Origin of the sequence: Microcella pacifica (assembly GCF_009371975.2) — a bacterium.
Taxonomy (GTDB): Bacteria; Actinomycetota; Actinomycetes; order Actinomycetales; family Microbacteriaceae; genus Microcella; species Microcella pacifica.
This window is the reverse complement of sequence record NZ_VIKT02000019.1, coordinates 16,931-40,840: the sequence shown is the minus strand read 5'-3', so window position 1 is coordinate 40,840 and position 23,910 is coordinate 16,931. Positions and strand designations below refer to the sequence as shown.

The 23,910-nt window shown below is 68.5% G+C and carries 23 protein-coding genes and 1 pseudogene; 20 read left to right on the top strand and 4 right to left on the bottom strand.

What is annotated here, in order from left to right; translation table 11 throughout:
• The first annotated feature begins 4 nt into the window (after positions 1 to 4).
• The 15 genes from FK219_RS10845 (at position 5) to tuf (ending at position 14,960) form a co-directional block, all read left to right on the top strand.
• Complete coding sequence (locus tag FK219_RS10845) at positions 5 to 1,522, top strand: type IV pilus twitching motility protein PilT (protein WP_328821682.1); 1,518 nt, start codon at positions 5 to 7, stop codon at positions 1,520 to 1,522.
• Positions 1,522 to 2,754, top strand: a complete 1,233-nt coding sequence (locus tag FK219_RS10840; RefSeq protein ID WP_152582712.1) for a type II secretion system F family protein — start codon at positions 1,522 to 1,524, stop codon at positions 2,752 to 2,754. The genes FK219_RS10845 and FK219_RS10840 overlap by 1 nt, the downstream gene beginning before the upstream one ends.
• A 176-nt stretch (positions 2,755 to 2,930) precedes the next feature.
• The gene (locus FK219_RS10835; protein ID WP_152582711.1) at positions 2,931 to 3,335 is read left to right on the top strand and encodes a type IV pilin protein; all 405 of its coding nucleotides are present in this window, start codon (positions 2,931 to 2,933) and stop codon (positions 3,333 to 3,335) included.
• 145 nt (positions 3,336 to 3,480) lie between these two features.
• Positions 3,481 to 3,906 (top strand): type IV pilus modification PilV family protein, encoded by a 426-nt coding sequence (locus tag FK219_RS10830; protein ID WP_152582710.1) that lies wholly within the window; start codon positions 3,481 to 3,483, stop codon positions 3,904 to 3,906.
• Positions 3,903 to 4,484, top strand: a complete 582-nt coding sequence (locus FK219_RS10825; RefSeq protein ID WP_152582709.1) for a prepilin-type N-terminal cleavage/methylation domain-containing protein — start codon at positions 3,903 to 3,905, stop codon at positions 4,482 to 4,484. The genes FK219_RS10830 and FK219_RS10825 overlap by 4 nt, the downstream gene beginning before the upstream one ends.
• Positions 4,481 to 6,097 (top strand): hypothetical protein, encoded by a 1,617-nt coding sequence (locus FK219_RS10820; RefSeq protein ID WP_152582708.1) that lies wholly within the window; start codon positions 4,481 to 4,483, stop codon positions 6,095 to 6,097. The genes FK219_RS10825 and FK219_RS10820 overlap by 4 nt, the downstream gene beginning before the upstream one ends.
• Before the next feature lie 6 nt (positions 6,098 to 6,103).
• Positions 6,104 to 6,931 (top strand): prepilin peptidase, encoded by an 828-nt coding sequence (locus FK219_RS10815; protein ID WP_152582707.1) that lies wholly within the window; start codon positions 6,104 to 6,106, stop codon positions 6,929 to 6,931.
• A gap of 10 nt (positions 6,932 to 6,941) precedes the next feature.
• Positions 6,942 to 7,991, top strand: a complete 1,050-nt coding sequence (gene pilM / locus FK219_RS10810; protein WP_152582706.1) for a type IV pilus assembly protein PilM — start codon at positions 6,942 to 6,944, stop codon at positions 7,989 to 7,991.
• Entirely contained in the window at positions 7,988 to 8,653 is a 666-nt protein-coding gene (locus tag FK219_RS10805; protein ID WP_152582705.1) for a hypothetical protein, read from the top strand. The genes pilM and FK219_RS10805 overlap by 4 nt, the downstream gene beginning before the upstream one ends.
• Positions 8,650 to 9,345: a hypothetical protein gene (locus tag FK219_RS10800; RefSeq protein ID WP_152582704.1), complete on the top strand. Its 696-nt coding sequence runs from the start codon at positions 8,650 to 8,652 to the stop codon at positions 9,343 to 9,345. Before FK219_RS10805 ends, FK219_RS10800 begins: the two co-directional genes overlap by 4 nt.
• Before the next feature lie 98 nt (positions 9,346 to 9,443).
• Positions 9,444 to 10,340 carry a hypothetical protein gene (locus FK219_RS10795; protein WP_152582703.1) on the top strand — a complete coding sequence of 299 codons (897 nt, stop codon included), beginning with the start codon at positions 9,444 to 9,446 and terminating at the stop codon, positions 10,338 to 10,340.
• 283 nt (positions 10,341 to 10,623) lie between these two features.
• Complete coding sequence (gene rpsL / locus FK219_RS10790) at positions 10,624 to 10,998, top strand: 30S ribosomal protein S12 (protein ID WP_152582702.1); 375 nt, start codon at positions 10,624 to 10,626, stop codon at positions 10,996 to 10,998.
• Entirely contained in the window at positions 10,998 to 11,468 is a 471-nt protein-coding gene (gene rpsG, locus FK219_RS10785) for a 30S ribosomal protein S7 (protein WP_100823539.1), read from the top strand. Before rpsL ends, rpsG begins: the two co-directional genes overlap by 1 nt.
• 71 nt (positions 11,469 to 11,539) lie before the next feature.
• A complete protein-coding gene (fusA, locus tag FK219_RS10780) occupies positions 11,540 to 13,654 on the top strand; it encodes an elongation factor G (protein WP_152582701.1) in 2,115 nt (704 codons plus the stop codon).
• A 112-nt stretch (positions 13,655 to 13,766) separates the two neighbouring features.
• Positions 13,767 to 14,960 (top strand): elongation factor Tu, encoded by a 1,194-nt coding sequence (gene tuf / locus FK219_RS10775; protein WP_152582700.1) that lies wholly within the window; start codon positions 13,767 to 13,769, stop codon positions 14,958 to 14,960.
• A 70-nt stretch (positions 14,961 to 15,030) separates the two neighbouring features.
• Here the strand turns inward: tuf and FK219_RS10770 are convergent, their stop codons facing one another.
• The 4 genes from FK219_RS10770 to FK219_RS10755 form a co-directional block, all read right to left on the bottom strand.
• Positions 15,031 to 15,663: an FAD-dependent oxidoreductase gene (locus FK219_RS10770; protein ID WP_165638123.1), complete on the bottom strand. Its 633-nt coding sequence runs from the start codon at positions 15,661 to 15,663 to the stop codon at positions 15,031 to 15,033.
• Positions 15,664 to 15,733: 70 nt separating this feature from the next.
• Complete coding sequence (locus FK219_RS10765; RefSeq protein WP_152582698.1) at positions 15,734 to 16,297, bottom strand: hypothetical protein; 564 nt, start codon at positions 16,295 to 16,297, stop codon at positions 15,734 to 15,736.
• 40 nt (positions 16,298 to 16,337) lie between these two features.
• Entirely contained in the window at positions 16,338 to 16,922 is a 585-nt protein-coding gene (locus tag FK219_RS10760) for a ferric reductase-like transmembrane domain-containing protein (protein WP_165638122.1), read from the bottom strand.
• Between the two features lie 171 nt (positions 16,923 to 17,093).
• Entirely contained in the window at positions 17,094 to 17,951 is an 858-nt protein-coding gene (locus FK219_RS10755; RefSeq protein ID WP_328821681.1) for an IclR family transcriptional regulator, read from the bottom strand.
• Positions 17,952 to 18,003: 52 nt separating this feature from the next.
• Between FK219_RS10755 and hutH the strand changes: the two genes are divergently transcribed.
• From hutH to FK219_RS10730, 5 genes and pseudogenes are all read left to right on the top strand, one after another.
• Positions 18,004 to 19,560: a histidine ammonia-lyase gene (hutH, locus tag FK219_RS10750; RefSeq protein WP_152582726.1), complete on the top strand. Its 1,557-nt coding sequence runs from the start codon at positions 18,004 to 18,006 to the stop codon at positions 19,558 to 19,560.
• Between the two features lie 22 nt (positions 19,561 to 19,582).
• A pseudogene (hutU, locus tag FK219_RS10745) lies at positions 19,583 to 21,304 on the top strand (urocanate hydratase).
• Between the two features lie 2 nt (positions 21,305 to 21,306).
• Positions 21,307 to 22,233 (top strand): arginase family protein, encoded by a 927-nt coding sequence (locus FK219_RS10740; RefSeq protein WP_328821680.1) that lies wholly within the window; start codon positions 21,307 to 21,309, stop codon positions 22,231 to 22,233.
• 4 nt (positions 22,234 to 22,237) lie between these two features.
• On the top strand, positions 22,238 to 23,446 hold the full coding sequence (gene hutI / locus FK219_RS10735; protein WP_152582696.1) for an imidazolonepropionase: 1,209 nt from the start codon (positions 22,238 to 22,240) through the stop codon (positions 23,444 to 23,446).
• Positions 23,447 to 23,505: 59 nt separating this feature from the next.
• Positions 23,506 to 23,910 (top strand): hypothetical protein (locus FK219_RS10730; protein ID WP_210416816.1); only part of this gene is annotated, 405 nt, incomplete at its 3' end.

Genomic DNA, 23,910 nt, shown 5'->3' with positions numbered 1-23,910 from the left:
CAGCATGACGGAGGCCAACGGCTTCGGGGGAACGGGGGAGGGCGCCACGGCGCCGCGCAAGGTGTGGTCGGTGACCGACGAGTCCGCAGGGCCGATCACCGACCACACCGCTGCGCCGAGCGGCGAGCCGGTCGCGGGGTTGAGCGCGCCCTTCGCGCCGCCCACCGCGGCCGCCGTGCACGCGATCCCGGACGTCGCGACAGGCACCCCGCACCTTCCTCCGCCTCCGCCCGTCGGGCAGCAGCCGGTTGCCGCGCCGCCTCCCGTCAGCAGCCCGATGGCGTCGTCCGCAGCCCCGCCGCTGCGCGGCCAGGGCATCGACGCCGCGCCTCCCGCACAGGCCGCCTACGATGCGCCGCCGCCCGTTGCGGGTCTCGGCACGGCGATGCCGGGCATCCACCCTCTTCTTCTGCACGCGCTCGACGACCTCATCGCGCGGGGGGGCTCCGACCTGCACATTGCCGCGAACGCGCGGCCGATGGCGCGCATCGACGGCGAACTCACACCCGTCACGGGCGCGGAGGTCTGGGACAAGGCCACGGTCGACGCCGTTCTCGGCAGCGTCATGAGCGATCGCCAGCGCGAGGCCTTCGACGAGCAGTGGGAGCTCGACTTCGCGATCAGCCCGCGTGGCGAGGATCGCTTCCGCACGAACTTCTACCGTGAGCGCGACTCCCTCGCCGGCGCCTTCCGCCTCATCCCCACCGAGATCAAGTCGCTCAAGCAGCTCGGTGTGCCCTCGGTCGTGGGGCGATTCGCCACCCTGCCGCGCGGCCTCGTGCTCGTCACGGGACCGACCGGCTCGGGAAAGTCGACGACGCTCGCGGCCCTCATCGACCTCGTCAACAAGACGCGCGCCGAGCACATCGTGACGATCGAGGACCCGATCGAGTTCGTGCATGCCAATCAGCGCGCTCTCGTCAACCAGCGAGAGGTCGGCGCCGACACGCACTCCTTCGCCGACGCCCTCAAGCGCGTGCTGCGGCAGGACCCCGACGTCATCCTCATCGGCGAGCTGCGCGACCTCGAGACCGTGTCGACGGCGCTCACGGCCGCCGAGACCGGCCACCTCGTCTTCGCAACGCTGCACACGCAGTCCGCGGCGCAGACGATCGACCGCATCATCGACGTCTTCCCTCCGCACCAGCAGGGCCAGGTGCGCTCGCAGCTCGCTCTCACGCTGCAGGGCGTCGTCTGCCAGACGCTCCTGCCCCGCGCGACCGGCAAGGGCCGCATCATCGCGACCGAGATCATGATGACGACGGGCGCGATCGCCAACCTCATCCGCGAGGGCAAGACATACCAGATCACCTCGGCGCTGCAGGCGGGGCGCGAGGCAGGCATGCACACCATGGACCAGCACCTCGCCGATCTCGTGAACAGCCACATGGTGACCCATGAGGCCGCGCACGCGAAGATGCAGGACCCGGAGAACTTCAACCGCCTCGTCCACCGCCAGGCCGCACCCATGGGCGGTGGCGCCGCGAGCGCCATGGCCGCCTCGACCCCCAGGAGCTACTGATGGCGAGCGCCCTCACCTACGCGTACACCGGCCGCGATGCGAGCGGCAAGACCGTCAAGGGCCGGGTGGATGCTCCGAGCGAGACCTCGGTCGTCGCACGATTGCGCACCATGGGTATCGCACCCGTCTCGATCCAGCAGGTCGCGGCCGGCGCCGGCCTCAATCGCGACATCTCGCTGGGGGGACTCTTCGACAAGAAGATCACGCTCAAAGATCTCGCCGTCATGAGCCGACAGATGGCGACGATGATCAGCGCGGGTCTCCCGCTGCTCAAGGCCCTCACCATCCTGGCGGGGCAGTCGGAGAACCCCAAGCTCGCCGAGACCCTCGACGAGGTGCGCTCGGCGGTCGAGGAGGGCAGTACGTTCTCCGACAGCCTCGCGAAGCACCCCAAGGCCTTCCCGCCGATCTTCGTCAACCTCGTGCGCGCGGGCGAGGTCGGCGGCTTCCTCGAGACATCGCTCGAGTCGGTCGCGAAGAACTTCGAGAAGGAGGTCGAGCTCAAGGCGACGATCAAGTCGGCCCTGACCTACCCCGTCGTCGTGCTCATCATGGCGGTGCTCGCCGTCGTCGGCATGATCGTGTTCATCGTGCCCGTCTTCGACGACCTCTTCAGCGACCTCGGGGGCACGCTCCCGCTGCCGACGCAGATCCTCGTGGTGATCTCCGAGAACATGGTGTGGATCGGGCCCGTGGCGATCGTGCTCGGCATCGCCGGTTCGATCTGGTGGCGCGCCAACCGGCATACCCCCAAGTTCCGGTCCATCTACGAGCCGCTGCTGCTCAAGATGCCTGTCTTCGGCGACCTCTTCAAGAAGATCGCGATCGCGCGCTTCACGCGCAACTTCGGCATGATGATCGGCGCGGGCGTGCCCATCCTGCAGGCGCTCTCCATCATCGGCTCGACATCGGGCAACTGGCAGGTCGAGCAGGCGGTGAACTCCGTGCAGGACTCGGTGCGCCAGGGGCGCTCGATCGCGGGCCCACTCGCGAACGAGCCCATCTTCCCGCCCATGGTGACGCAGATGATCGCGGTCGGGGAGGACTCGGGTGCGCTCGAGACCATGCTGGAGAAGATCGCCGACTTCTACGATGCCGAGGTGCAGACGACGACCGAGTCGCTCACGTCCCTCATCGAGCCCCTCATGATCGCCTTCCTCGGCGTCGTGCTCGGCGGCATGATCGTGGCGCTCTACCTGCCCATCTTCGACATCTTCAATCAGGTCCAGTAAGGCGGTGCCCCCCCCCCCCCCCCCCCGCACTGGGGGCGCCGGGATGCTTGATCACCCCCGTAGAGGGGATATGCACGGTGAGCCACATGAACCACCATTACCTGTGGGGGGCCAGTTTCATGTTCCGTGGGGGGCCCACCTGTCAATCATCGTTTGATAGGAAAGGAAACGGACACATGTCCATCAACACCGCACTTGCTGCACAGCGCAAGCGCCTCGCCGAGAGCAAGGACGAGGGCTTCACCCTCATTGAGCTCCTCGTCGTGGTCATCATCATCGGAGTTCTCGCGGCCATCGCGATTCCCGTGTTCCTCGGTCAGCAGGCCACGGCTCAGGATGCCCAGGCGCAGTCGAACCTGTCGACCGCCAAAGTCGCCTATGTGAGCTATCTCGTCTCGACCCCTGCCGGCTGGGATGGCACCGGTTCCGTGCCCACGGCCCTGTCGAACTTCGGCTGGCCCGGAAGCACCGTGACCGTCGACACCGGGGGGGCCGCGTTCTGCTTCGAGGCCACCGGCGGAAACGGCACGTGGAGCGTCAGCTCCACGACCAACTCCCCGGTCAACAACGCTTGCCCGTAAGCACCATGAGGGCGATCGGTTAGTCGTCCACACCATTCGTCGGGTGGGGCCCCCGTTCAGGGGGTCCCACCCATACGGGTATCTGGGCCGCTCCGAAGAAACGGAGACGGGCACCGGTTCGCAGCATCGCAGAGAGGGGGGTCTCTTGGGCACCAACACAGGGAGTGCGCGCGTCGACGACGAGCGCGGCCTTGGCCTGCTCGAGATCGTCATCTCGATGTTCCTCATCTCTCTCATCGCGATCTCGTTCATCCCCGTCCTCATCTCGGGTCTTCGCGCGTCAGAGGCCAACTCGACGATCGCCACGGCCACGAGGCTCGTCGCGCAGGTCACGGACCGCGCGCTCGCCCAGGCGCCGGATACTTGCGCCGCACTGCAGATCCTCGGCGGCACGACCACCGAGGTCGATGCCCAGGGAGTCACCATCGAAGTCGTGACGACTGTGCCTGACCTCGCGACGTGCGTCGAGCGCTCCACGAGCCTCGTGCGCGTGATTGCTCGCGATGCCGCCGACGACAGCGTGCTCGCCGAGTCACGCACGCTCCTCTTTTTGCCGGGGACCTCCCCGTGAGCGCGCCTCGTCCGACTGACGCGGGCTTCACCCTCGTTGAGCTGCTCATCAGCGCTGCGCTCACGTCGGTCGTCATCATCGTCATCGGCGGGGTGCTCGTGAGCTCCATGCAGGCGGACGAGACCGTGCGTACGGTGACGACATCCACGACCGATGGTCAACTCGTCGCGAACGTGATCGACGGCGGCATGCGCAACTCGACCGCTGTAGCAGTGTCGACCGCGGCCGACGGCGTCTCGAGCTTCGCGGTCGCCCGCGTCGTCGGCGCGAGTGGGCCGGAGTGCGTGGCGTGGTTCTACGACGCCGAGATCGACACGATCTTCCGCCGCACATCCTCGTCCGCCATCACGGCACCGGAGCCCGGCTCCGTCGGCGCTGACTGGATCCCGCTGAGCGGCGGCATCGTGCCCGATGTCGATGGCTCCGGCACGGAGTACCCTGTCTTCGCGGCCGAGGGCGCCCGCGGTCTCGGCCTGCGGTACGCGGTCGAGACCGGCAGCGGGCCCTCTTCACTCTTCATCACCACTATCACGGGCCGCGCGCCCTCGACGAATGTGAGCCCGCAATGCTTCCCATGATGCGCAGCCTGCGCCAGGGCCGTCTTCACGATGACGAGACCGGCAACGTCATGATCGCGGTCATCGGGCTCATTGCCGTAACCTCGATCATCACGCTCACGATCTCGTCGGCGACCGTGCAGGCCGTGGGCTACACCTCCCTCACGCGCGCAGGAGTGCAGTCTCAGGCTGCCGCGGAGGCCGGTGCTGAGGCCATGCGCGCGGCTCTCGAGACCGACGCGTGCCCCTCCGACGGCGATCTCGACGCGACGTACGGAGACATCGACGCGACCATCACGGGAGCGGCCGCCGCGCAGCCGTTCTACTCCGTGGAGATCGAGCAGCGTGCCGGAGCGACAGCGGTGTGGACGCCGGGATGCCCGACGGGCTCCTCGACGCACGTGCGCATCCAGTCCACCGGGTTCGCGCTCACCGAGGGTGTTTCTGAGAGCTCATCCGCTCTCGACTCGGCCGCCGTCGAGGTCGTCTACGACTGGCTGCCCGGAGCCCCCTCTGCCGCGGCGAGCGGCGCCGCCGTGTTCAGCTACGGCAGCCCGGGGCTCAGCAACAACCTCGAGCTCGTGCAGCTCAACGGCAACTCCGCCAACGTCATGGTGCGCGAGGGCAGCATCCAGTGCAGCAACTCCGTGACGATCGAGGGCGACATCGTCGCGGCGAACGGCAACATCACGCTCAGCAACACGTGCAGCGCGGAGGGCGACGTGTGGGCTTCGGGCACGGTCGCGCTCAACAACAACCAGGTCATCGGCGGCGACGTCATCGCGGTTGGCTCCGGTCAGTCCACTTTCGGCCCGAGCGTGTCGGTTGGCGGCGGCGTCTACCTCGGCGGCACGATCAACACGTGGGGCCAGCGCTGCTCCTCGGGCGCGACCGGCTGGGACGCCGCGGGCAACGCGTGCGCCCTCGCCCGCAGCTCGGGGGCGGACCCGGTGCTCTACAACCAGCCCGACCTGCCGATGCCCGTCGTGCCCGACTGGGTGGACGTCGATTTCCGGGCGTCGGACTGGACGGACGAGGGGTGGAACGTCGTCACCTACTCGGGGCCGTGCAACATCGACCGCAACGGCTCGCAGACTGCGGCCGTACAGGCGTTCAGTCAGTACACGACGCCGACGGTCATCGACGTGCGCGGCTGCACGGGCGGGTTCACGATCTGGTACAGCACGTACGAGCTCGAGCTCAAGACCGATCTGACCTTCATCACGCCCAAGACCGTCAACATCGGTCAGTTCGAGGTGAGTTCCGATGACCCGAACTCCGAGCGTCGGTTGCGCTTCATCACGCCCGACACAGTTCCGGATGCTCGGCCGACGACCTCGGGCTGCGGCCAGTTCGACGTCAACAACACCAACACCATCGCCGAGCCCGTCGCTGTGCTCATCTACTCTCCCTGTACGATCCGCAACAGCAACCGCTTGACGTGGCGCGGCCACTATTACGGCGGCATCGTCAACTTCAGCAACAACAGCGAGCTGACCTTCGTACCGATCGGCATTCCCGGCTACAACTTCGACGGCGGCGAGCCCTCGGGCGGTGGCGCCGGAGGCGGCGGCGGGGCCGGCGGCCTCGGCGAACTGCTCGAGTACCGCGACCTCGCCGCGGCGGGCTCCTAGGGCGTCATGGCGGTTCTCCTGCCGGCGCTCGCCGGGGTGCTCGGCGCGGTCGTCGGCTCCTTCCTCAACGTCGTGATCCACCGCGTGCCCGCGGGGCTCTCGGTCGTGCGCCCCCCGAGTGCGTGCCCGGTGTGCTCCTCCCCGGTGCGCGCCTATGACAACGTGCCCGTGCTCTCGTGGCTCGTGCTGCGGGCGAAGTGCCGCGACTGCGGTGCGCCGATCTCTGCGCGGTACCCGCTCGTCGAGCTGGGAACGGCCGCCGCGTTCGTGGTCGTCGCCGCGATGCTCGGCCCGCAGCTCGTGATCGGCACGGCGGTGTTGCCCCTCATCGCCGAGCTCGTCGTGCTCCTGGCGCTCCTGTACCTCGCCGCCGTCTCGATCGCCCTCGCCGCGATCGATCTCGATGTCCACCGGCTGCCCAACAGCATCGTGCTGCCGACGTACCTTGTCGGTGGGGTGACGCTCACCGTGGCGGCGATCTCGACCGGAGACCTCGTGAGCCTCGCCCGCGCGGCAGCGGGAGCGGGCATCCTCTTCGCCTTCTACCTCGTGCTCGCCCTCATCGCCCCGCGCGGCATGGGCATGGGCGATGTGAAGCTCGCGGGAGTGCTCGGGCTCTTCCTCGGCTGGTTCGGGTGGGAGGCCCTCGCGGTGGGCGCGCTCGCCGCATTCCTGCTCGGCGGCCTCTACGGAGTGATCCTCATCCTCGCCCGTCGGGCGCGTCGCACCACGGGAATTCCCTTCGGGCCGTGGATGCTGGCAGGAGCGTGGCTGGGCATCCTGTTCGGTGAACCGATCGCACGCGGCTACCTGGCCGTGTTCGGGCTGGAGTGAGAGGCGAACTATGGCGGGGCCAGTAGTCGGAGTCGACATCGGTAGCACGACGCTGCGCGCTGTCGAGCTCGATGACGCCGCCAAGGCGAAGCCCACGATCGTGCGCGCGCACGAGGTGCCCCTCCCCGAGGGCTCCGTGAAGCGCGGCGACGTGATCGAGGTGCACACCCTCGCCTCCGCCTTCAAGCGGCTCTGGGCAGCCGGAGGATTCCGCACGAAGGACGTCGCGCTTGGCATCGGAGGGCAGAGCGTGATCGTGCGCGACCTCACCGTGCCCCGCATGCCCCTCGCGCAGATCAAGGAGTCGCTCCCGTTCCAGGTGCAGGACCTCTTGCCCGTGCCCGTGAGCGATGCTGTGCTCGACTACTACCCGATCGGCGAGAACCAGAGCGAGTCGGGCCCCGCCGTCAACGGCCTTCTCATCGCCGCCTTCAAGCAGGCGGTCACGACGAACATCACGGCCGTGACGATGGCGGGCCTCACCGCGGTGAGCATGGACCTCCTGCCCTTCGCCACGACGCGTGTGCACGCTCTCTCCTCGCCCACGGAGGGCTACGCCGTGCACATGAACATCGGGGCGAACGCGATGACGATCGTCATCGTGCAGGCCGGCGTGCCTCAGTTCATCCGTATCGTCCCTGCGGGAGGTGACGACACGACGCGCGCGCTCATGAGCCGCCTGAGCGTGTCGCGCGAGCATGCCGAGGGCCTCAAGCGCGAGCTGGGCCTCTCGCCGCTCGCGCACACCGACGAGCAGCGGCGGGCAGCCGAGATCATCCACGAGTCGACGAGCGAGCTGCTCACCGCCGTGCGCAACACGCTCGCCTATTTTGCGAGCGTGCGCCCCGGCGTCCTGTACGACCACCTCTCCGCCGGCGGCGGCGCCATGCAGATGCGCGGGTTCAGCGTCGCGCTCGCCGAGTCGACCCGCATCGCGGTCGTGCCCGTCAACCCGCTCGGCGCCGTGACCCTCTCGAGGTCGCTGCGCGGCAAGGTCAGCGAGGAACGGTTGCAGTCCTGGTCCACAGCGATCGGTCTCGCGATCGGGGGCGGCTCATGAGTCGGCAGCAGTCGCGCGACGCGTCGTCGGCCCTCGTCTACGGCGCCATTCCCCGCGCGCAGCTCATGCCACCCGAGGTGGCGCTGCGTCGACGGGAGAGCTCACGGCGACGCGGGCTCATCGCCCTCGTCGCGGTCGTCCTCTTCCTCGTCGTCGGCGGCATCGTCGCCACCCACTGGCTCGCGGCGGCAGCGCAGCAGAGGCTCGAGGCCGAGCGCGCCATCACGCAACAGTTGCTCGCCGAGCAGCTCGAGTACGTCGAGGTTCTCGGCATTCAAGACCGGCTCGACGCTGTCGTCGCGCAGCGCGAGGCGCTCGCGGGCGTGGAGGTGCTATGGCGGGACGAGCTTCAGCCCTATCTCGCTGCCCTCGACTCGAATGAGATCGTCGAGGCGATCGCCACCGAAGGCAACACGCCCTTCGAGCCTCCTCTCACGCAGGAGGGGCCGCTCCGATCGGCTCGCTCGGCAACGGTGCTCCTGACAGTCGCCACGAACGATCTGCCCGATCCATCGAGGTGGTTGAGGGAGTGGCAGCAGCTGGAGGGGTTTGCGGACGCGAGCATCGATTCGATCGCTCTCGATGGCGAAGACGGTTACCTGACGATCGTGACCCTGAACCTCTCGAGTGCTGTCCTCACCGAGCAGGAGGCCTCCGAGTGAACTCTGCATCCACCCGCATCTGGACCTTCGCGACGGTCATCGTCATCATCGTCGTCGTCGCCTTGGGATGGTTCCTCGGTGCCGCGCCCAAGCTCGCAGAGATGGCGCGCTACGACACCGAGCGCGCCGCTGTGCTGGTGCAGAACGACCTCAGTCGCACGACGCTCGCCCAGATCGAGGCCGACTTCGAGCGGCTCGACGAGTTTGAGCAAGAGCTCGCCGAGCTTCAGGCCGAATTCCCGGAACTGCCGGAGTATGCGGATGCTGTCGAGACCTTCCTGCGAGAGCTCGTGAGCGAGGGGCTCATTCTCGAGAACCTCGTGGTTGACGAGCCCATGCCTGCCGACCCTGCCGTTGTGCCGGACCAGTTCGGCCAGGTTCCTGCTGGCACTCTTCTCCAGTTGAACGTCGTCGCAACTGTGCTCGGTGAGCTTCCGCCGACGCTCGCCTACATCGAGGCTTTGCAGGGCGCCGGTCGCTTCACCATCGTGCCGAGTTTCATCTTCACCGAGGGCACTAACCCCGACGCGCGATCCACGACGATCACTATTGCTCTCTACATGATCGCTGGCGAACCTGCTCCGGATGTTCTGCCGCTCGACGGCACGGCGCCGGAGGAATCGCCGGACGGCACCGCTGACGACGAACCGGCGGAGGGTGAAACTGAGGGTGCCACCGAGGGCGAGTCCTGAGGGCGTCCTGAGAGCACTCTCGCGCGGAACCCTCGCATCGCGTCACCTCGCCTTGCTAGGGTGAGCGGCCAGCATCGTCGACGTCTCAGGAGCGTGTCATGACCAGCACACCGTCATCCGACAAGAAGGATTCGACCCCCGACTCGCAGAAGTCGGCCGCGGCCCGGAAGCCCGCGCCGGCCGACGCGACGCAGGAGGAGCAGGAGTCGGCCCCGCAGTCGTCGACGCCCACGACCGACGACTCGACCCTTGCGGCGGCTGCCGCACCCGCGGCACCCGCCGAGGAGCGGCCCGCGGCGACGCCGGAGGCACCTGCAGAGGCGAAGCCCGCGGAGGCGAAGCCTGCCAGCGGCGAGACCACGGCACGGTCGTCCACCGCGGAGCAGCCCGCGACGGCCGATCAGCCGACGACGACCGCGGCTGACTCCAAGGTCGTCTACGTGAGCGCCCCGCCCGAGCCCAAGAAGAAGGGCGCCCGCGGCGTCGGCACGCTCGTCGTCCTCCTCGGTGCCGCCATCTTCGCCGCCGTGTACGCCGCCCTCGTGCTCCTCGTGAGCCTGGTCGCGCCGCCCGTCTCGGCCGGGGCCATGCTGCAGTACTTCGCGGCCCCGATCTACTGGGTGCCCGTCATCGTCTTCGCGCTCAGCTATCTGCTGCTCGTCATCATCGTGAATCGCGCGGGATGGTGGGCTCACGTCCTGGGCGGCTTCATCGTCGCCGTGCTCGTCTACGTGTCGTTCATCGGCGCCGCGCTCATCATGGCCGGCGCCGTCGGCGCCGAGGCGAGTGTCGTCGGCTCGATCGTGCTCGCGCAGCTCACGAGCCCCCTCGGGTTCGTCGCGGCCATCGCCGCGCGCGAGGTGCCGATCTGGGTCGGCGGGCTCGTCGCCAAGCGCGGGCGCACGGTCACGGCGCGCAATGCCGAAGCGCGAGCCGCGTACCAGCGCGACCTCGAGGCCCACCGGGCTTCGGTCGGAGGCCAGACCGCCGTTTGACCGGTAGGGGCACGACGGCTATTCTTGGGCAGGTGTGTGCTTCGGCGCGCGCTTGCGCTGTGCCACCGCGGTGGCGCGAGCAACGCGAGTGACGAGCATTCACTATCGGGTCCCTCGCGGGACGCCGCTCCGGCGGTCGATCGCGACACCCCCACGGCATATCCGTCACCGCGAGCCGATCGCGGAGCCCGGCGGATTCGCGTGAGCCCGCATCGTGCGCAGCACGGTCGGGGCATAACACCACCGCAACCGCTGTCACCGTGCAGCTTTACGAGGAGCAATCTTGCCCACAATTCAGCAACTGGTCCGCAAGGGTCGCAGCCCGAAGGTCGTCAAGACCAAGGCACCCGCCCTGAAGGCCAACCCCCAGCAGCGCGGCGTCTGCACGCGCGTCTACACGACGACCCCGAAGAAGCCGAACTCGGCTCTGCGCAAGGTCGCTCGCGTCAAGCTCTCGAACGGCACCGAGGTCACCGCCTACATTCCCGGTGAGGGCCACAACCTGCAGGAGCACTCGATGGTGCTCGTGCGCGGCGGTCGCGTGAAGGACCTCCCCGGCGTGCGCTACAAGATCGTGCGCGGCGCCCTCGACACCCAGGCCGTCAAGAACCGTCAGCAGGCCCGCAGCCGCTACGGCGCGAAGAAGGACAAGAAGTAATGCCTCGTAAAGGACCCGCGCCCAAGCGCCCCGTCGTCGCAGACCCCGTCTACGGCGCTCCGATCGTCAGCCAGCTCGTCAACAAGATCCTCCTCGATGGCAAGAAGGGTCTCGCCGAGCGCATCGTCTACGGCGCGCTCGAAGGCGTCGGCACGAAGAGCGGCCAGGACGCCGTCGTCGTGCTCAAGAAGGCCCTCGACAACGTGCGCCCCACCCTCGAGGTGCGCAGCCGCCGCGTCGGTGGCTCGACCTACCAGGTGCCCGTCGAGGTCAAGCCGCACCGCGCAAACACTCTCGCGCTGCGCTGGTTGACCAGCTACGCGAAGGCTCGTCGCGAGAAGACGATGACCGAGCGTCTCATGAACGAGATCCTGGATGCCTCCAACGGCCTGGGTGCCGCGGTCAAGCGCCGCGAAGACACTCACAAGATGGCCGAGTCGAACAAGGCGTTCGCTCACTACCGCTGGTAGCACTTATCGCGTGAGTGGGGCGGCCAACCCGCCCCACTCACGAATCCCCTCAACCTGACCGGAGGAACCCCGTGGCACTTGACGTGCTCACCGACCTGAACAAGGTCCGCAACATCGGCATCATGGCGCACATCGATGCCGGCAAGACGACGACCACCGAGCGCATCCTGTTCTACACGGGAATCACCCACAAGATCGGTGAGGTGCACGACGGCGCCGCGACGATGGACTGGATGGCGCAGGAGCAGGAGCGCGGCATCACGATCACGTCCGCCGCGACGACGTGCTTCTGGGCCGACCACCAGATCAACATCATCGACACGCCCGGCCACGTCGACTTCACCGTCGAGGTGGAGCGCTCGCTCCGCGTGCTCGACGGCGCGGTCGCGGTCTTCGACGGCAAGGAGGGCGTGGAGCCCCAGTCGGAGACGGTGTGGCGTCAGGCCGACAAGTACGACGTGCCGCGCATCTGCTTCGTCAACAAGATGGACAAGCTCGGCGCCGACTTCTACTTCACGGTCGACACGATCATCAAGCGTCTCGGCGCGAAGCCCCTCGTCATGCAGATCCCCATCGGGTTCGAGAACACCTTCGAGGGCGTCGTCGACCTCGTCTACATGCGTGCCCTCACCTGGCGCGGAGACTCCAAGGGTGACGTGGCGCTCGGCGCCAAGTACGAGATCGAGGAGATCCCCGCCGATCTCATCGACAAGGCCAACGAGTACCGCACTGCTCTTCTCGAGACCGTCGCCGAGACCGACGACGCACTCATGGAGAAGTACTTCGGTGGCGAAGAGCTCACGGTCGAGGAGATCAAGGCCGCGATCCGCAAGCTCACCGTCAACAGTGAGATCTACCCGGTGTTCTGCGGCTCCGCGTTCAAGAACCGCGGCGTGCAGCCCATGCTCGACGCCGTCATCGACTACCTGCCGTCGCCTCTCGACGTGCCCGCCGTCGAGGGTCACGACGTGCGCGACGAGGAGAAGATCGTCGAGCGCCACCCGAACTCGACCGATCCCTTCGCAGCACTCGCGTTCAAGGTCGCGGTGCACCCGTTCTTCGGTCGCCTCACCTACATTCGCGTGTACTCGGGCACCATCGAGTCGGGTTCGCAGGTCATCAACTCGACCAAGGGCAAGAAGGAGCGCATCGGGAAGATCTTCCAGATGCACGCCAACAAGGAGAACCCCGTCGAGAGCGTGACCGCCGGTCACATCTACGCGGTCATCGGTCTCAAGGACACCACGACGGGCGACACGCTGTGCGACCCGAGCGAGCAGGTCATCCTCGAGTCCATGACGTTCCCCGAGCCGGTCATCGAGGTCGCCATCGAGCCGAAGACGAAGGCCGACCAGGAGAAGCTCGGCACGGCCATCCAGAAGCTCGCCGAGGAAGACCCGACGTTCCGCACCGAGCAGAACACCGAGACCGGTCAGACGGTCATCAAGGGCATGGGCGAGCTGCACCTCGACATCCTCGTTGACCGCATGAAGCGCGAGTTCAACGTCGAGGCCAACGTCGGCAAGCCCCAGGTGGCCTACCGCGAGACGATCAAGCGCACGATCGAGAAGTACGACTACACCCACAAGAAGCAGACGGGTGGCTCCGGTCAGTTCGCCAAGATCCAGATCATGCTCGAGCCGCTCGAGGTGACGCCGGAGACGAGCTACGAGTTCGTCAACGCCGTCACGGGAGGCCGCGTTCCGCGCGAGTACATCCCCTCGGTCGATGCGGGCATCCAGGACGCCATGCAGGTCGGCGTCCTCGCAGGCTTCCCGACGGTCGGCGTCAAGGCGACGCTGCTCGACGGTGCCTCGCACGACGTCGACTCCTCGGAGATGGCGTTCAAGATCGCGGGCTCGATGGCATACAAGGAGGCCGCTCGCAAGGCGAGCCCCGTGCTCCTCGAGCCGCTCATGGCGGTCGAGGTGCGCACCCCCGAGGAGTACATGGGCGACGTCATCGGCGACCTCAACTCCCGTCGCGGTCAGATCCAGTCGATGGAGGACGCAACGGGTGTCAAGGTCGTTCGCGCCCTCGTGCCGCTGTCGGAGATGTTCGGGTATGTGGGAGACCTTCGGTCGAAGACCTCGGGTCGAGCCGTCTACTCGATGTCGTTCGACAGCTACGCGGAGGTCCCGAAGGCCGTGGCCGAGGAGATCGTCCAGAAGAACAAGGGCGAGTAATCGCCCTGCCCGCGAGGGCTCGCTGAGAGCCTTCAGTACGATACATATCAACCAACTGCGGGAATCCAACTGCAAGAGGAAACCTGCGACCAAGTCCTGAGGAGGACCCACAGTGGCTAAGGCCAAGTTCGAGCGGACCAAGCCGCACGTCAACATCGGAACCATCGGTCACGTCGACCACGGCAAGACCACGCTCACCGCGGCGATCTCGAAGGTGCTTGCTGACAAGTACCCTTCGGCCACCAACGTGCAGCGTGACTTCGCCTCGATTGACTCGGCTCCGGAGGAGCGTCAGCGCGGCATCACGATCAACATCTCGCACGTCGAGTACGAGACGCCCAAGCGCCACTATGCGCACGTCGATGCCCCCGGCCACGCCGACTACATCAAGAACATGATCACGGGTGCCGCGCAGATGGACGGCGCGATCCTCGTTGTCGCGGCGACCGACGGCCCGATGGCGCAGACGCGCGAGCACGTGCTCCTCGCCAAGCAGGTCGGTGTTCCCTACCTGCTGGTCGCGCTCAACAAGTCCGACATGGTCGACGACGCCGAGATCATCGAGCTCGTCGAGCTCGAGGTTCGCGAGCTCCTCGCCAGCCAGGGCTTCGACGGCGACAACGCTCCCGTGATCCAGGTCTCGGGCCTCAAGGCGCTCGAGGGCGACGAGAAGTGGGTTCAGTCCGTTCTCGACCTCATGGACGCCGTGGACGAGTCGATCCCCGACCCCGTGCGTGACAAGGACAAGCCGTTCCTCATGCCCATCGAGGACGTCTTCACGATCACCGGCCGTGGCACGGTCGTCACGGGCCGCGCCGAGCGTGGAACCCTCGCGATCAACTCCGACGTCGAGATCGTCGGCATCCGTCCGACGCAGAAGACGATCGTCACGGGTATCGAGATGTTCCACAAGCAGCTCGATGAGGCGTGGGCCGGCGAGAACTGCGGCCTTCTCCTCCGCGGCACCAAGCGCGAGGACGTCGAGCGCGGTCAGGTCGTCGTGAAGCCGGGTTCGGTGACCCCTCACACGAACTTCGAGGGCACCGCGTACATCCTCTCCAAGGACGAGGGTGGGCGGCACAACCCCTTCTACACGAACTACCGCCCGCAGTTCTACTTCCGCACCACCGACGTCACCGGCGTCATCACGCTGCCCGAGGGCACCGAGATGGTCATGCCCGGCGACACCACCGACATGACCGTTGAGCTGATCCAGCCCATCGCCATGGAGGAGGGCCTCGGCTTCGCCATCCGCGAGGGTGGTCGCACCGTGGGCGCCGGAACGGTCACGAAGGTTCTCAAGTAGATCCTCTGATTCACGACTCGAGCGGGGTCGCGCCTTCGGGCGCGGCCCCGCTTCGTCGTTCGTGCGTCGTTCAGTACCCGATGAACTCTTCTGACACAACGTCGTCGTCAGGAACGCCGATGTCGCGCAGTGCCAGCGAAAGGTGATGCACTCGGGTCGGTGGGCCACTGAGATACCACACTGCGTCTGGCCAATCACGGCGGGCCTGCGAGAGGTCATTCGACGAGAGTGCCCCGGTTCGCAGCTGGAGGGTCATCGAGGGGTTCGCGTTCGCGCAGACCTGCAACTCGCTGAGGTACGCGGCGTGTGCGCGGGATACCACCGAGTACAGCACAGTCAAGGGCACGCTGAGCATCGACTCAGCAGCGAATCTAGCCATGCTGATGTACGGGGTGATGCCGACACCGTGAGCGAGCAGGATGCGCGGGCGGCGTGATTCGTCGGTCAGGGTGACATGGCCGTACGGCCCAGAGATTCTTACCCGACTTCCGATCGAAAGACGTTCAAGCGTCTGCTTGAATCCGCTCTCTGAGCGCCGGAAGGCGAAGCTCAGAACGTCGGTGTCGTGTGGCGACGACGAGAGCGAGAAGACACGCGAGGTACCTCGCTGGTCCCGCTGATGCAGTTTATCCACTTCGATCTGCACATGTTGCCCGGCGGCGAACACAAAGTCTGGGGGACGGGCGACCAACACCTCGATCACGTCGCCCGCAATATTTCGCCGACCCACTATCGCTACGGGCAGACGTCGGAGGTGTGTCATCGCGTTCGTCTCATGGCTGGACCGGCGTGACGGCGGCACCCGGCGGCACCATGAACACTGTTGAATCGATGGGCTCGTCGACGCTGTCTATCAGCACGCGTACGACAACCCCCTGCCCGACGGGAATTTCGTGTTCACCCGGCCCGAACTCCGCTGCCCATGCAGCAGGCCCGGTAGCCAAGTCTGCAAGACCGAGATCCTGTGGTTCGACCGGAGTGATGCTGTTCCATCGTGTGCCATCCGGCACCTCAGCATCAGCTGTGTACAGAGTCCGTTCGTCGAATCGGTAGATCTGATCAGACTCCACTTGACCATCCGTCGACACGGTTTGGCGAAAGTACGGCGCGGTATCAAGGTCTACCAACCACAATTGGACGGTGCGTCCTTGCTCGAAGATGGTCATCGAGAACCCCTGGGCATACACGCCCGGGGGTGGTTCCTGCTGGCCTCCCGTCATTGCCGCGACCGTCACCTGACGTTCGGCGACTATCAGGGCGCCGGCGAGCAGCACAATCGGCAACACAAGGGCCGCTCCAACTGCCCACAAACGGGCTTGGCTTCCGATGGTGGTCATGGCGTGCACCGTGTCAGACAGTCGCCGCTACTCAGGTGCGTCACAGAGCCCCCACACGTCGCCGTCGCGAGACGGTCATCACGAACGCGACCGCCTGAGTGCCGACTGCTGTTACGAGTAGTGCGATGTAGTAGTACCGGAGAGGATTCGGCTCATACAGCGTCATTCGGACGGGCGAAGGCGAGTAGTGGATGAAAGCGAAGTAGATCACGTGCAGAGCGACAAGGTAGAAGGCCGCGTAGGCGAGAGTGTGCATCCACTTCCACGAACTAACGCCCAAGAAGGCGACCGCTCGATCAAAGGAGGTCGCAGCAAGAGCCAAACCCAGCGCGAGCGCCACAAGGCCGAGCAGGTTGGCGAGCCCGAAGCCTGGTTCAGCGCGCAAGTACAGACCGGTTTCCGGTGAGAGCTGGTAGCCCAATAAACCCGCGACGTCCCAACGAGCCCAGCCGTCCCAAACGAGATAGCCATGCACAGAGCTCACGACCGCGAACCAGATGCCGGCTTCTCGACGCCACGGCACAATCGGAAGCAATCGCGGCCAAATGCGTGCGAGGGGCCCGGCGACGATAGCGAACCACAGCAGACCGATCGCGGAAACGCCGAACGACTTCCACAGCCGCATGTCGGGGCTCCAGGTCGAATACAGGAGCCATGCTCCCAGCCCGATAATCGCCGCGACGCTCGCAGTGAGAAGGTGCCGACGCGCAACGCTGGCCCACGATCGGGTTCCTAGCAGCATGATGGCTCCGTCGAGGTGGGCGGCTTCTAACGACGACATCGTCTCACTGTGAACCTATAGGTTTGCTCTCAACCGCGCCCGCGTCGTCGGCTCTTCGTCCGTCGGGGCCGGCCTCTTTCCAGCGAGTCGCGCCGACAAGGTGGCAGCCGCTGTGCGCACCGCGGTGGCCAAAGCACCCACGTGCTCGGCGGTGACGGCTTCGGCGCGATAGGTGAGTCCGAGGGCGGCGGCGGGGTAGCCCGTGCGGTCGATGCCGGTCGCGGCGACCGAGGCGTAGCCCGCGGTGATCTCGCCGTCTTCCGTCGCGACGCGCGCCTCGCGTGCGGCGAACAGGATGCGGTCGAGCTCGGGCAGCGAACGCGGCCCGACGCCGCGGCGCGTGATGAGGGCCTCGCGGTGCGGGAAGAGCGCGCGCACTTGCGCGGCCGGGAGCGCCGCGAGCATGGCGCGGCCCGTGGCGGTGAGGTGCGCAGGCAGCCGCACGCCGACGCGCACGACGGTCGTCGGCGCGCGCGGCGCCGACGCCTGCCCGACGTACGAGACGTCGCCGCCCGCGAGCACGGCGAGCTGCGCGACCACGGGCACGGGGGTCGAGCGCACGAGCCGCTCGAGCAGCGGCCCCCCGAGCCGGGCGAGCCGGCTCGCGCTCAGCACCGAGCCGCCGATCTCGGCGACGAGGGCGCCGAGGCCGTAGGCGCGCGCCTCGGGGTAGTGCACGACGAAGCCCTCCTCCTGCAGCACGCGCAGCAGCTGGTAGACGCTCGACCGCGGCAGCTCCAGCTCGCGCGCGAGGGTCGAGGCGGGCACGGGGTCGTTGTGGTGCGCGAGGTGCGCGACGATGCGCAGGGCGGCGCGGGCGGCGGGCACGTCGGGCACGAGCATCCACCGCCAATCGTCTGGTATCTCAGACACATTATGCCCGGTGCCCGATGCGCACGACGGTGCCGCGCAGTTCACTGGGCTCATGCAGATCACGCTCGGCCGCCGCCCCCTCACGATCGATGAGGTCGTCGCGGTCGCGCGGCACGACGCGACCGTCGTCATCGACGCCGAGGCGCTCGCGGCGATGGCCGCGACCCGCGCGATCGTCGAGGGACTCGCCGACGATGTCGAGCCGCACTACGGCATCTCGACCGGGTTCGGGGCGCTCGCGACGACGCACATCCCGGTTGAGAAGCGCGCCGAGCTGCAGCGCTCGCTCGTGCGCTCGCACGCGGCGAGCAGCGGGCCCGAGGTCGAGCGCGAGGTCGTGCGCGGCACGATGCTGCTGCGCCTGCAGACCCTGACGACCGCACGTACGGGCGCGCGCCCGATCGTCGCCGAGACCTACGCGGCCGTGCTCAACGCGGGGCTGACGCCGATCGTCGGCGAGTACGGCAGCCTCGGCTGCTCGGGCGACCTCGCCCCGCTCGCGCACTGCGCACTCGCCGTGATGGGCGAGGGCACGGTGCGCGATGCGCGGGGCGCGCTGATGCCCGCCGCGCAGGCGCTCGCCGCGGCGGGCATCGAGCCGGTCGCGCTGCGCGAGAAGGAGGGGCTCGCCCTCATCAACGGCACCGACGGCATGCTCGGGATGCTCGCCCTCGCCCTCACCGACCTCGACCGCCTCGTGGCCACAGCCGACCTCGCCGCGGGCCTGAGCGTCGAGGCCCTGCTCGGCACTGACCGCCCCTTCGCCGCGGATCTGCTCGCGCTGCGCGCGCACCCGGGTCAGGCGACCAGCGCCGAGGACCTGCGTCGCGTGCTGAGCGGCTCGGCCGTCGTCGCGAGCCACCGCCCGGGAGACGATGGCACGCATGACTGCACCCGCGTGCAAGACGCCTACTCGTTGCGCTGCGCCCCGCAGGTGCACGGCGCCGTGCGCGACACCATGGCGCACGCGGCGGCCGTCGCGAACCGGGAGCTCGCGAGCGCGATCGACAACCCCGTCGTGACGCTCGACGGTCGCGTCGAGTCGAACGGCAGCTTCCTCGGCGCCCCGCTCGGCTATGTGCTCGACTTCCTCGCGATCGCCGTGGCCGACCTCGCGAGCATGAGCGAGCGGCGCACCGACCGCTTCCTCGACGCCAGCCGGAGCCAGGGCCTGCCACCGTTCCTCGCCCACGATCCCGGCGTCGACTCGGGCCACATGATCGCCCAGTACACGCAGGCCGGCATCGTGGGCGAGCTCAAGCGCCTCGCCGTGCCCGCGAGCGTCGACTCGATCCCCTCGAGCGCGATGCATGAGGACCACGTGGCGATGGGCTGGTCGGCGGCGCGCAAGCTGCGCCGCGCGATCGACGGGCTCACGCGCGTCGTCGCGATCGAGCTGCTGACCGCCGCGCGCGGGCTCGACCTGCGGTGCGCCGCGCTCGGCGTGGCGTCCGCCCCCGCGACCGCCGCGGTCGTCGCCGCCCTGCGCGAGCACGTCGACGGCCCCGGCCCCGACCGCTATCTCGCCCCCGAGATCGAGCACGCCGTGCGGCTCACCGACGACGGCACGCTGCTCGCGGCCGCCCGGGCCGTCACCGAGATCCGCTAGACCCGCCGACAGGAGAACAGCCATGACCCTCACCGACGCGATCAGCGTGAGCGCAGCATCCGGAGCCCGCCCCGTGCGCGCCCACCGCGGAACCCAGCTGCACACCCTCGGCTGGCAGCAGGAGGGGGCGCTGCGCATGCTGCAGAACAACCTCGACCCCGAGGTGGCCGAGCATCCCGACGAGCTCGTCGTCTACGGCGGCACGGGCAAGGCCGCGCGCGACTGGGCGAGCTTCGACGCGCTGACCCGCACCCTGAGCACGCTGAAGAACGACGAGACGATGCTCGTGCAGTCGGGCCGGCCGGTCGGCGTCATGCAGACGCACGAGTGGGCGCCGCGCGTGCTCATCGCCAACTCGAACCTCGTCGGAGACTGGGCGAACTGGGACGAGTTCCGGCGGCTCGAGCAGCTCGGCCTCACGATGTACGGCCAGATGACGGCCGGCTCGTGGATCTACATCGGTACGCAGGGCATCCTGCAGGGCACCTTCGAGACCTTCGCCGCCGTGGCGACGCAGCTCGCCGCCCGCAAGGGCGGGCTCCATGGGCACAGTGGAGGGACTCTCGCCGGCACCATCACCCTCACGGGCGGCCTCGGCGGCATGGGCGGCGCGCAGCCCCTCGCCGTGACGATGAACGACGGCGTCGCGCTCTGCGTCGACGTCGACCCCAGCCGCATCGCCCGCCGCCTCGAGCACCGCTACCTCGACGTCGTCGCTGATTCGCTCGAGCACGCGCTCGAACTCGCGGTCGAGGCGCGGGATGCCCGCCGCGGGCTCTCGATCGGCGTGCTCGGCAACGCGGCCGAGGTCTTTCCGCGCCTGCTCGCCATGGGCGCCCCGATCGACATCGTCACCGACCAGACGAGTGCGCACGATCCGCTCGCCTACCTGCCCGTCGAGCACACGGTCGACGAGTGGCACGCCGCACGCGAGCGCGACCCCCTCGGCTTCGCGGCCGCGGCCCGGGCGTCGATGGCGCTGCAGGTCGAGGCCATGGTCGGGTTTCAGCGCGCGGGCGCCGAGGTCTTCGACTACGGCAACAACATCCGCACCGAGGCGCGCGCGGCCGGATACGCCGATGCGTTCTCGTTCCCCGGGTTCGTGCCCGCCTACATCCGCCCACTCTTTGCGCAGGGCAAGGGTCCGTTCCGCTGGGCTGCCCTGAGCGGCGACCCGGCCGATATCGCGGCGACCGACCGCGCAGTGCTCGAGATGTTCCCCGAGAACGAGAGTCTGCAGCGCTGGATTCCGATGGCGCAGCAGCGCGTGCACTACCAGGGGCTGCCGGCGCGCATCTGCTAGCTCGGCTACGGCGAGCGCGACCGCGCGGGCGAGCGCTTCAACGACATGGTCGCGTCGGGCGAACTCAGCGCACCGGTCGCGATCGGCCGCGACCACCTCGACTCGGGCAGCGTCGCGAGCCCGTACCGCGAGACCGAGGCCATGAAAGACGGCAGCGACGCGATCGCCGACTGGCCGTTGCTCAACGCGCTCGTCAACACGTCGTCGGGCGCGACGTGGGTGTCGATCCACCACGGTGGGGGAGTTGGCATCGGCCGTTCGATCCACGCCGGCCAGGTCGTCGTGGCCGACGGCACGGCGCTCGCCGGTGAGAAGGTGCAGCGCGTGCTGACGAACGACCCGGGCATGGGCGTCATCCGCCACATCGACGCGGGCTACATCGAGGGCGAGGCGGTCGTCGAGCAGTTCGGCGTGCGCATCCCGATGCGCGAGCAGGGCTGACTGTGTCTGGCCGGAGCGTGCTGAGTCACGACCCGCTGTGGCCCCGCGCGGGCGACTGGCCCTCGTGGACGCCGGGCTCGCGGGCGGATGCCGTTCTGGTGGGCATCCCGACTTGGCGCACCTCGCTGTCGCCGGGGCAGGCGCACACGACCCCCGCGGCGATCCGGGATGCCCTCCGCTACTACTCCGCCGACGCGCTCGCCCGGCCCGATGGCTCGCGCGTGACCGTGCTCGACGCGGGCGACGCGCCCGAGCCCGACGGCGCCGGTGACGAGGCCGCGACGGCTCGAGTCGCCGAGGTCGCGGCGGGGGCATCCCTCGTCATCGTGCTCGGCGGCGACAACGCCGCCACTGTTCCCGCCGCGCTCGGGGCCTGGGGCACGCGCATCGGCACCGCGGGCCTCGTGACGCTGGATGCCCACCACGACCTGCGCGACGGCACCACGAACGGCTCGCCCGTACGGCGGTTGCTTGAGGCCGGGCTCAGCGGCGACCGCACCAGCCAGCTCGGCATCGAGCCGCTCGCGAACTCACGGGCCTACGCGGCGCGGACCGCCGAGAAGGGCATCACCGTGGTCACCCGTGCCGACCTGCTGCGCACCCCGATCGCGGCTGCCATGACCGCGGCGCTCGACCGCGCCGCGTCGGCGGGCGGCCCCGTGCACGTCGACCTCGACCTCGACGTCTGCGACCGCAGCGTCGCGCCGGGCTGTCCGGCGAGCGTGCCCGGCGGTCTGAGTGCGATCGAGCTGCGCACCGCGGCGCGGCTGGCGGGAGCGCATCCCGCCGTCGTGAGCATCGACCTCACCGAGCTCGACGCCGCGCGCGACACCGCCGACCAGCGCACCGTGCGTCTCGCGGCGCTGTGCGTGCTGGAAGCCCTCGCCGGACTGGCGAGCCGCCCGCCCGCTGCGCGCGCGAAAGGATGACATCATGAGCGCCGCGACCACCACCGTCATCACGAATATCGGCCAGTTCGTCTCCCTCGACCCCGCCGAGCCCGAGCGGCCGATCCGCACCGGGGCCGCCCTCGTCATCGCCGACGGGCGCGTGGCCTGGGTGGGCGACACGGTCGATGCCCCCGCCGCCGACACGCGCATCGACGCGGAGGGCGCGGCGGTCATCCCGGGCTTCGTCGACAGCCACAACCATCTCGTGTTCGCGGGCGACCGCGTCGACGAGTTCGAGGCGCGCATGGCCGGGCGGTCGTACACGGCGGGTGGAATCCGCACGACGGTCGCCGCCACGCGCGCAGCGAGCGACGACGAGCTGCGCGTGCGACTGCGTCACCTCGTCGCCCAAGCGCACGCCCAGGGCACGACGACGCTCGAGATCAAGAGCGGCTACGGGCTGACGGTCGATGACGAGGCACGTTCCCTCCGCCTTGCGCGCGAGGTCACCCCCGAGACGACCTTCCTCGGCGCCCACGTCGTGCCCGCCGAATTCGCCGACGACCGCGAGACCTACGTCGACCTTGTGGGCGGCGACATGCTCGCGGCGTGCGCTCCGCACGCGCGCTTTATCGACGTGTTCATCGACTCGGGTGCGTTCACCGTCGACGAGGCGCGGCGCGTTCTGCTGGCGGGGCGGGATGCTGGCCTTGAGCTGCGCGTGCACGCCGGCCAGCTCGCCCCTGATGGAGGGGTCGCCCTCGCCGTCGAGCTCGGCGCCGCAAGCGTCGATCACTGCACGTTCCTCACCGATGATGACGTCGAGCTGCTCGCGGCGAGTGCCCGCGCTGGCGACGGCACCGTCGCGACCCTGCTGCCGCTCGTCGAGTTTTCGACGAACCAGCCGTATCCGGATGCCCGCCGACTGCTCGACGCGGGTGTCGCCGTGGCGCTCGCGAGCGACTGCAACCCGGGCTCGAACTTCTCGAGCAGCATGCCGTTGGCCGTCGCGCTCGCGGTGCGCGAGCTCGGCATGACTCCACTCCAGGCGCTCACCGCAGCGACCCGCGGGGGAGCCCGCGCACTGCGTCGCACCGACGCCGGCCACTTGGGGGTCGGCGCGCGGGGCGACGCGGTCATCCTGGATGCTCCCGACTACCGTCACCTGGCTTCCCGGCCGGGCGTTCCGCTCGTGAGGCGGGTGCTGGTGAGTGGCGAGCCCGACGTCGCCCTGCACGCGCCGCGCGAGTAGGCTCAGGCCGCCCCCCGCGCAACCTTTGCGCTCGGCTCCCGCTCTCGAAAGGCTCGCCCATGGTCCGTCGCGTCGTGCTCGAGATCGTGCTCATCGTTGCCATCACGATCGCCCTCGCCTGGCTCGTGCTCGCGGCGTTCGCGATGACCGACAGCGCTGATCCGATCGGCACCCTCGTCGACCAGACCCCCCGCGTGCTGTTCGGTCTACTCGGCCCAGCGCTTGGACTCTGGGCCGTGCTCGTCGTCATCGGGGCGATCGTGCAGCGACGCCGCGCGGTCGGCTGGCGCATCGCCACCCATCTCTTCTCGCTCGTCGCCGCGCTGCTCGTCAACGTCGGCGTGCTGACGATCGTGAGCGTCGTCTCCGGCGGCGGGCAGGGCGAAGACTGGGGCATGATCGTGGTCGCGATCGCTGTGGCGGCCGGGGGCATGCTGCTCGTCGCGGGAACCGTGGCCGTGCTA

Excerpts from the sequence above, each read along its gene's own strand:
- FK219_RS10845 (WP_328821682.1), top strand. The coding sequence starts at position 5 with ATGACGGAGGCCAACGGCTTCGGGGGAACGGGGGAGGGCGCCACGGCG.
- FK219_RS10840 (WP_152582712.1), top strand. The coding sequence starts at position 1,522 with ATGGCGAGCGCCCTCACCTACGCGTACACCGGCCGCGATGCGAGCGGC.
- FK219_RS10835 (WP_152582711.1), top strand. The coding sequence starts at position 2,931 with ATGTCCATCAACACCGCACTTGCTGCACAGCGCAAGCGCCTCGCCGAG.
- FK219_RS10820 (WP_152582708.1), top strand. The coding sequence starts at position 4,481 with ATGATGCGCAGCCTGCGCCAGGGCCGTCTTCACGATGACGAGACCGGC.
- FK219_RS10815 (WP_152582707.1), top strand. The coding sequence starts at position 6,104 with ATGGCGGTTCTCCTGCCGGCGCTCGCCGGGGTGCTCGGCGCGGTCGTC.
- pilM (WP_152582706.1), top strand. The coding sequence starts at position 6,942 with ATGGCGGGGCCAGTAGTCGGAGTCGACATCGGTAGCACGACGCTGCGC.
- FK219_RS10805 (WP_152582705.1), top strand. The coding sequence starts at position 7,988 with ATGAGTCGGCAGCAGTCGCGCGACGCGTCGTCGGCCCTCGTCTACGGC.
- FK219_RS10795 (WP_152582703.1), top strand. The coding sequence starts at position 9,444 with ATGACCAGCACACCGTCATCCGACAAGAAGGATTCGACCCCCGACTCG.
- rpsG (WP_100823539.1), top strand. The coding sequence starts at position 10,998 with ATGCCTCGTAAAGGACCCGCGCCCAAGCGCCCCGTCGTCGCAGACCCC.
- FK219_RS10765 (WP_152582698.1), bottom strand. The coding sequence starts at position 16,297 with ATGACCACCATCGGAAGCCAAGCCCGTTTGTGGGCAGTTGGAGCGGCC.
- FK219_RS10760 (WP_165638122.1), bottom strand. The coding sequence starts at position 16,922 with ATGCGGCTGTGGAAGTCGTTCGGCGTTTCCGCGATCGGTCTGCTGTGG.
- hutH (WP_152582726.1), top strand. The coding sequence starts at position 18,004 with ATGCAGATCACGCTCGGCCGCCGCCCCCTCACGATCGATGAGGTCGTC.
- hutI (WP_152582696.1), top strand. The coding sequence starts at position 22,238 with ATGAGCGCCGCGACCACCACCGTCATCACGAATATCGGCCAGTTCGTC.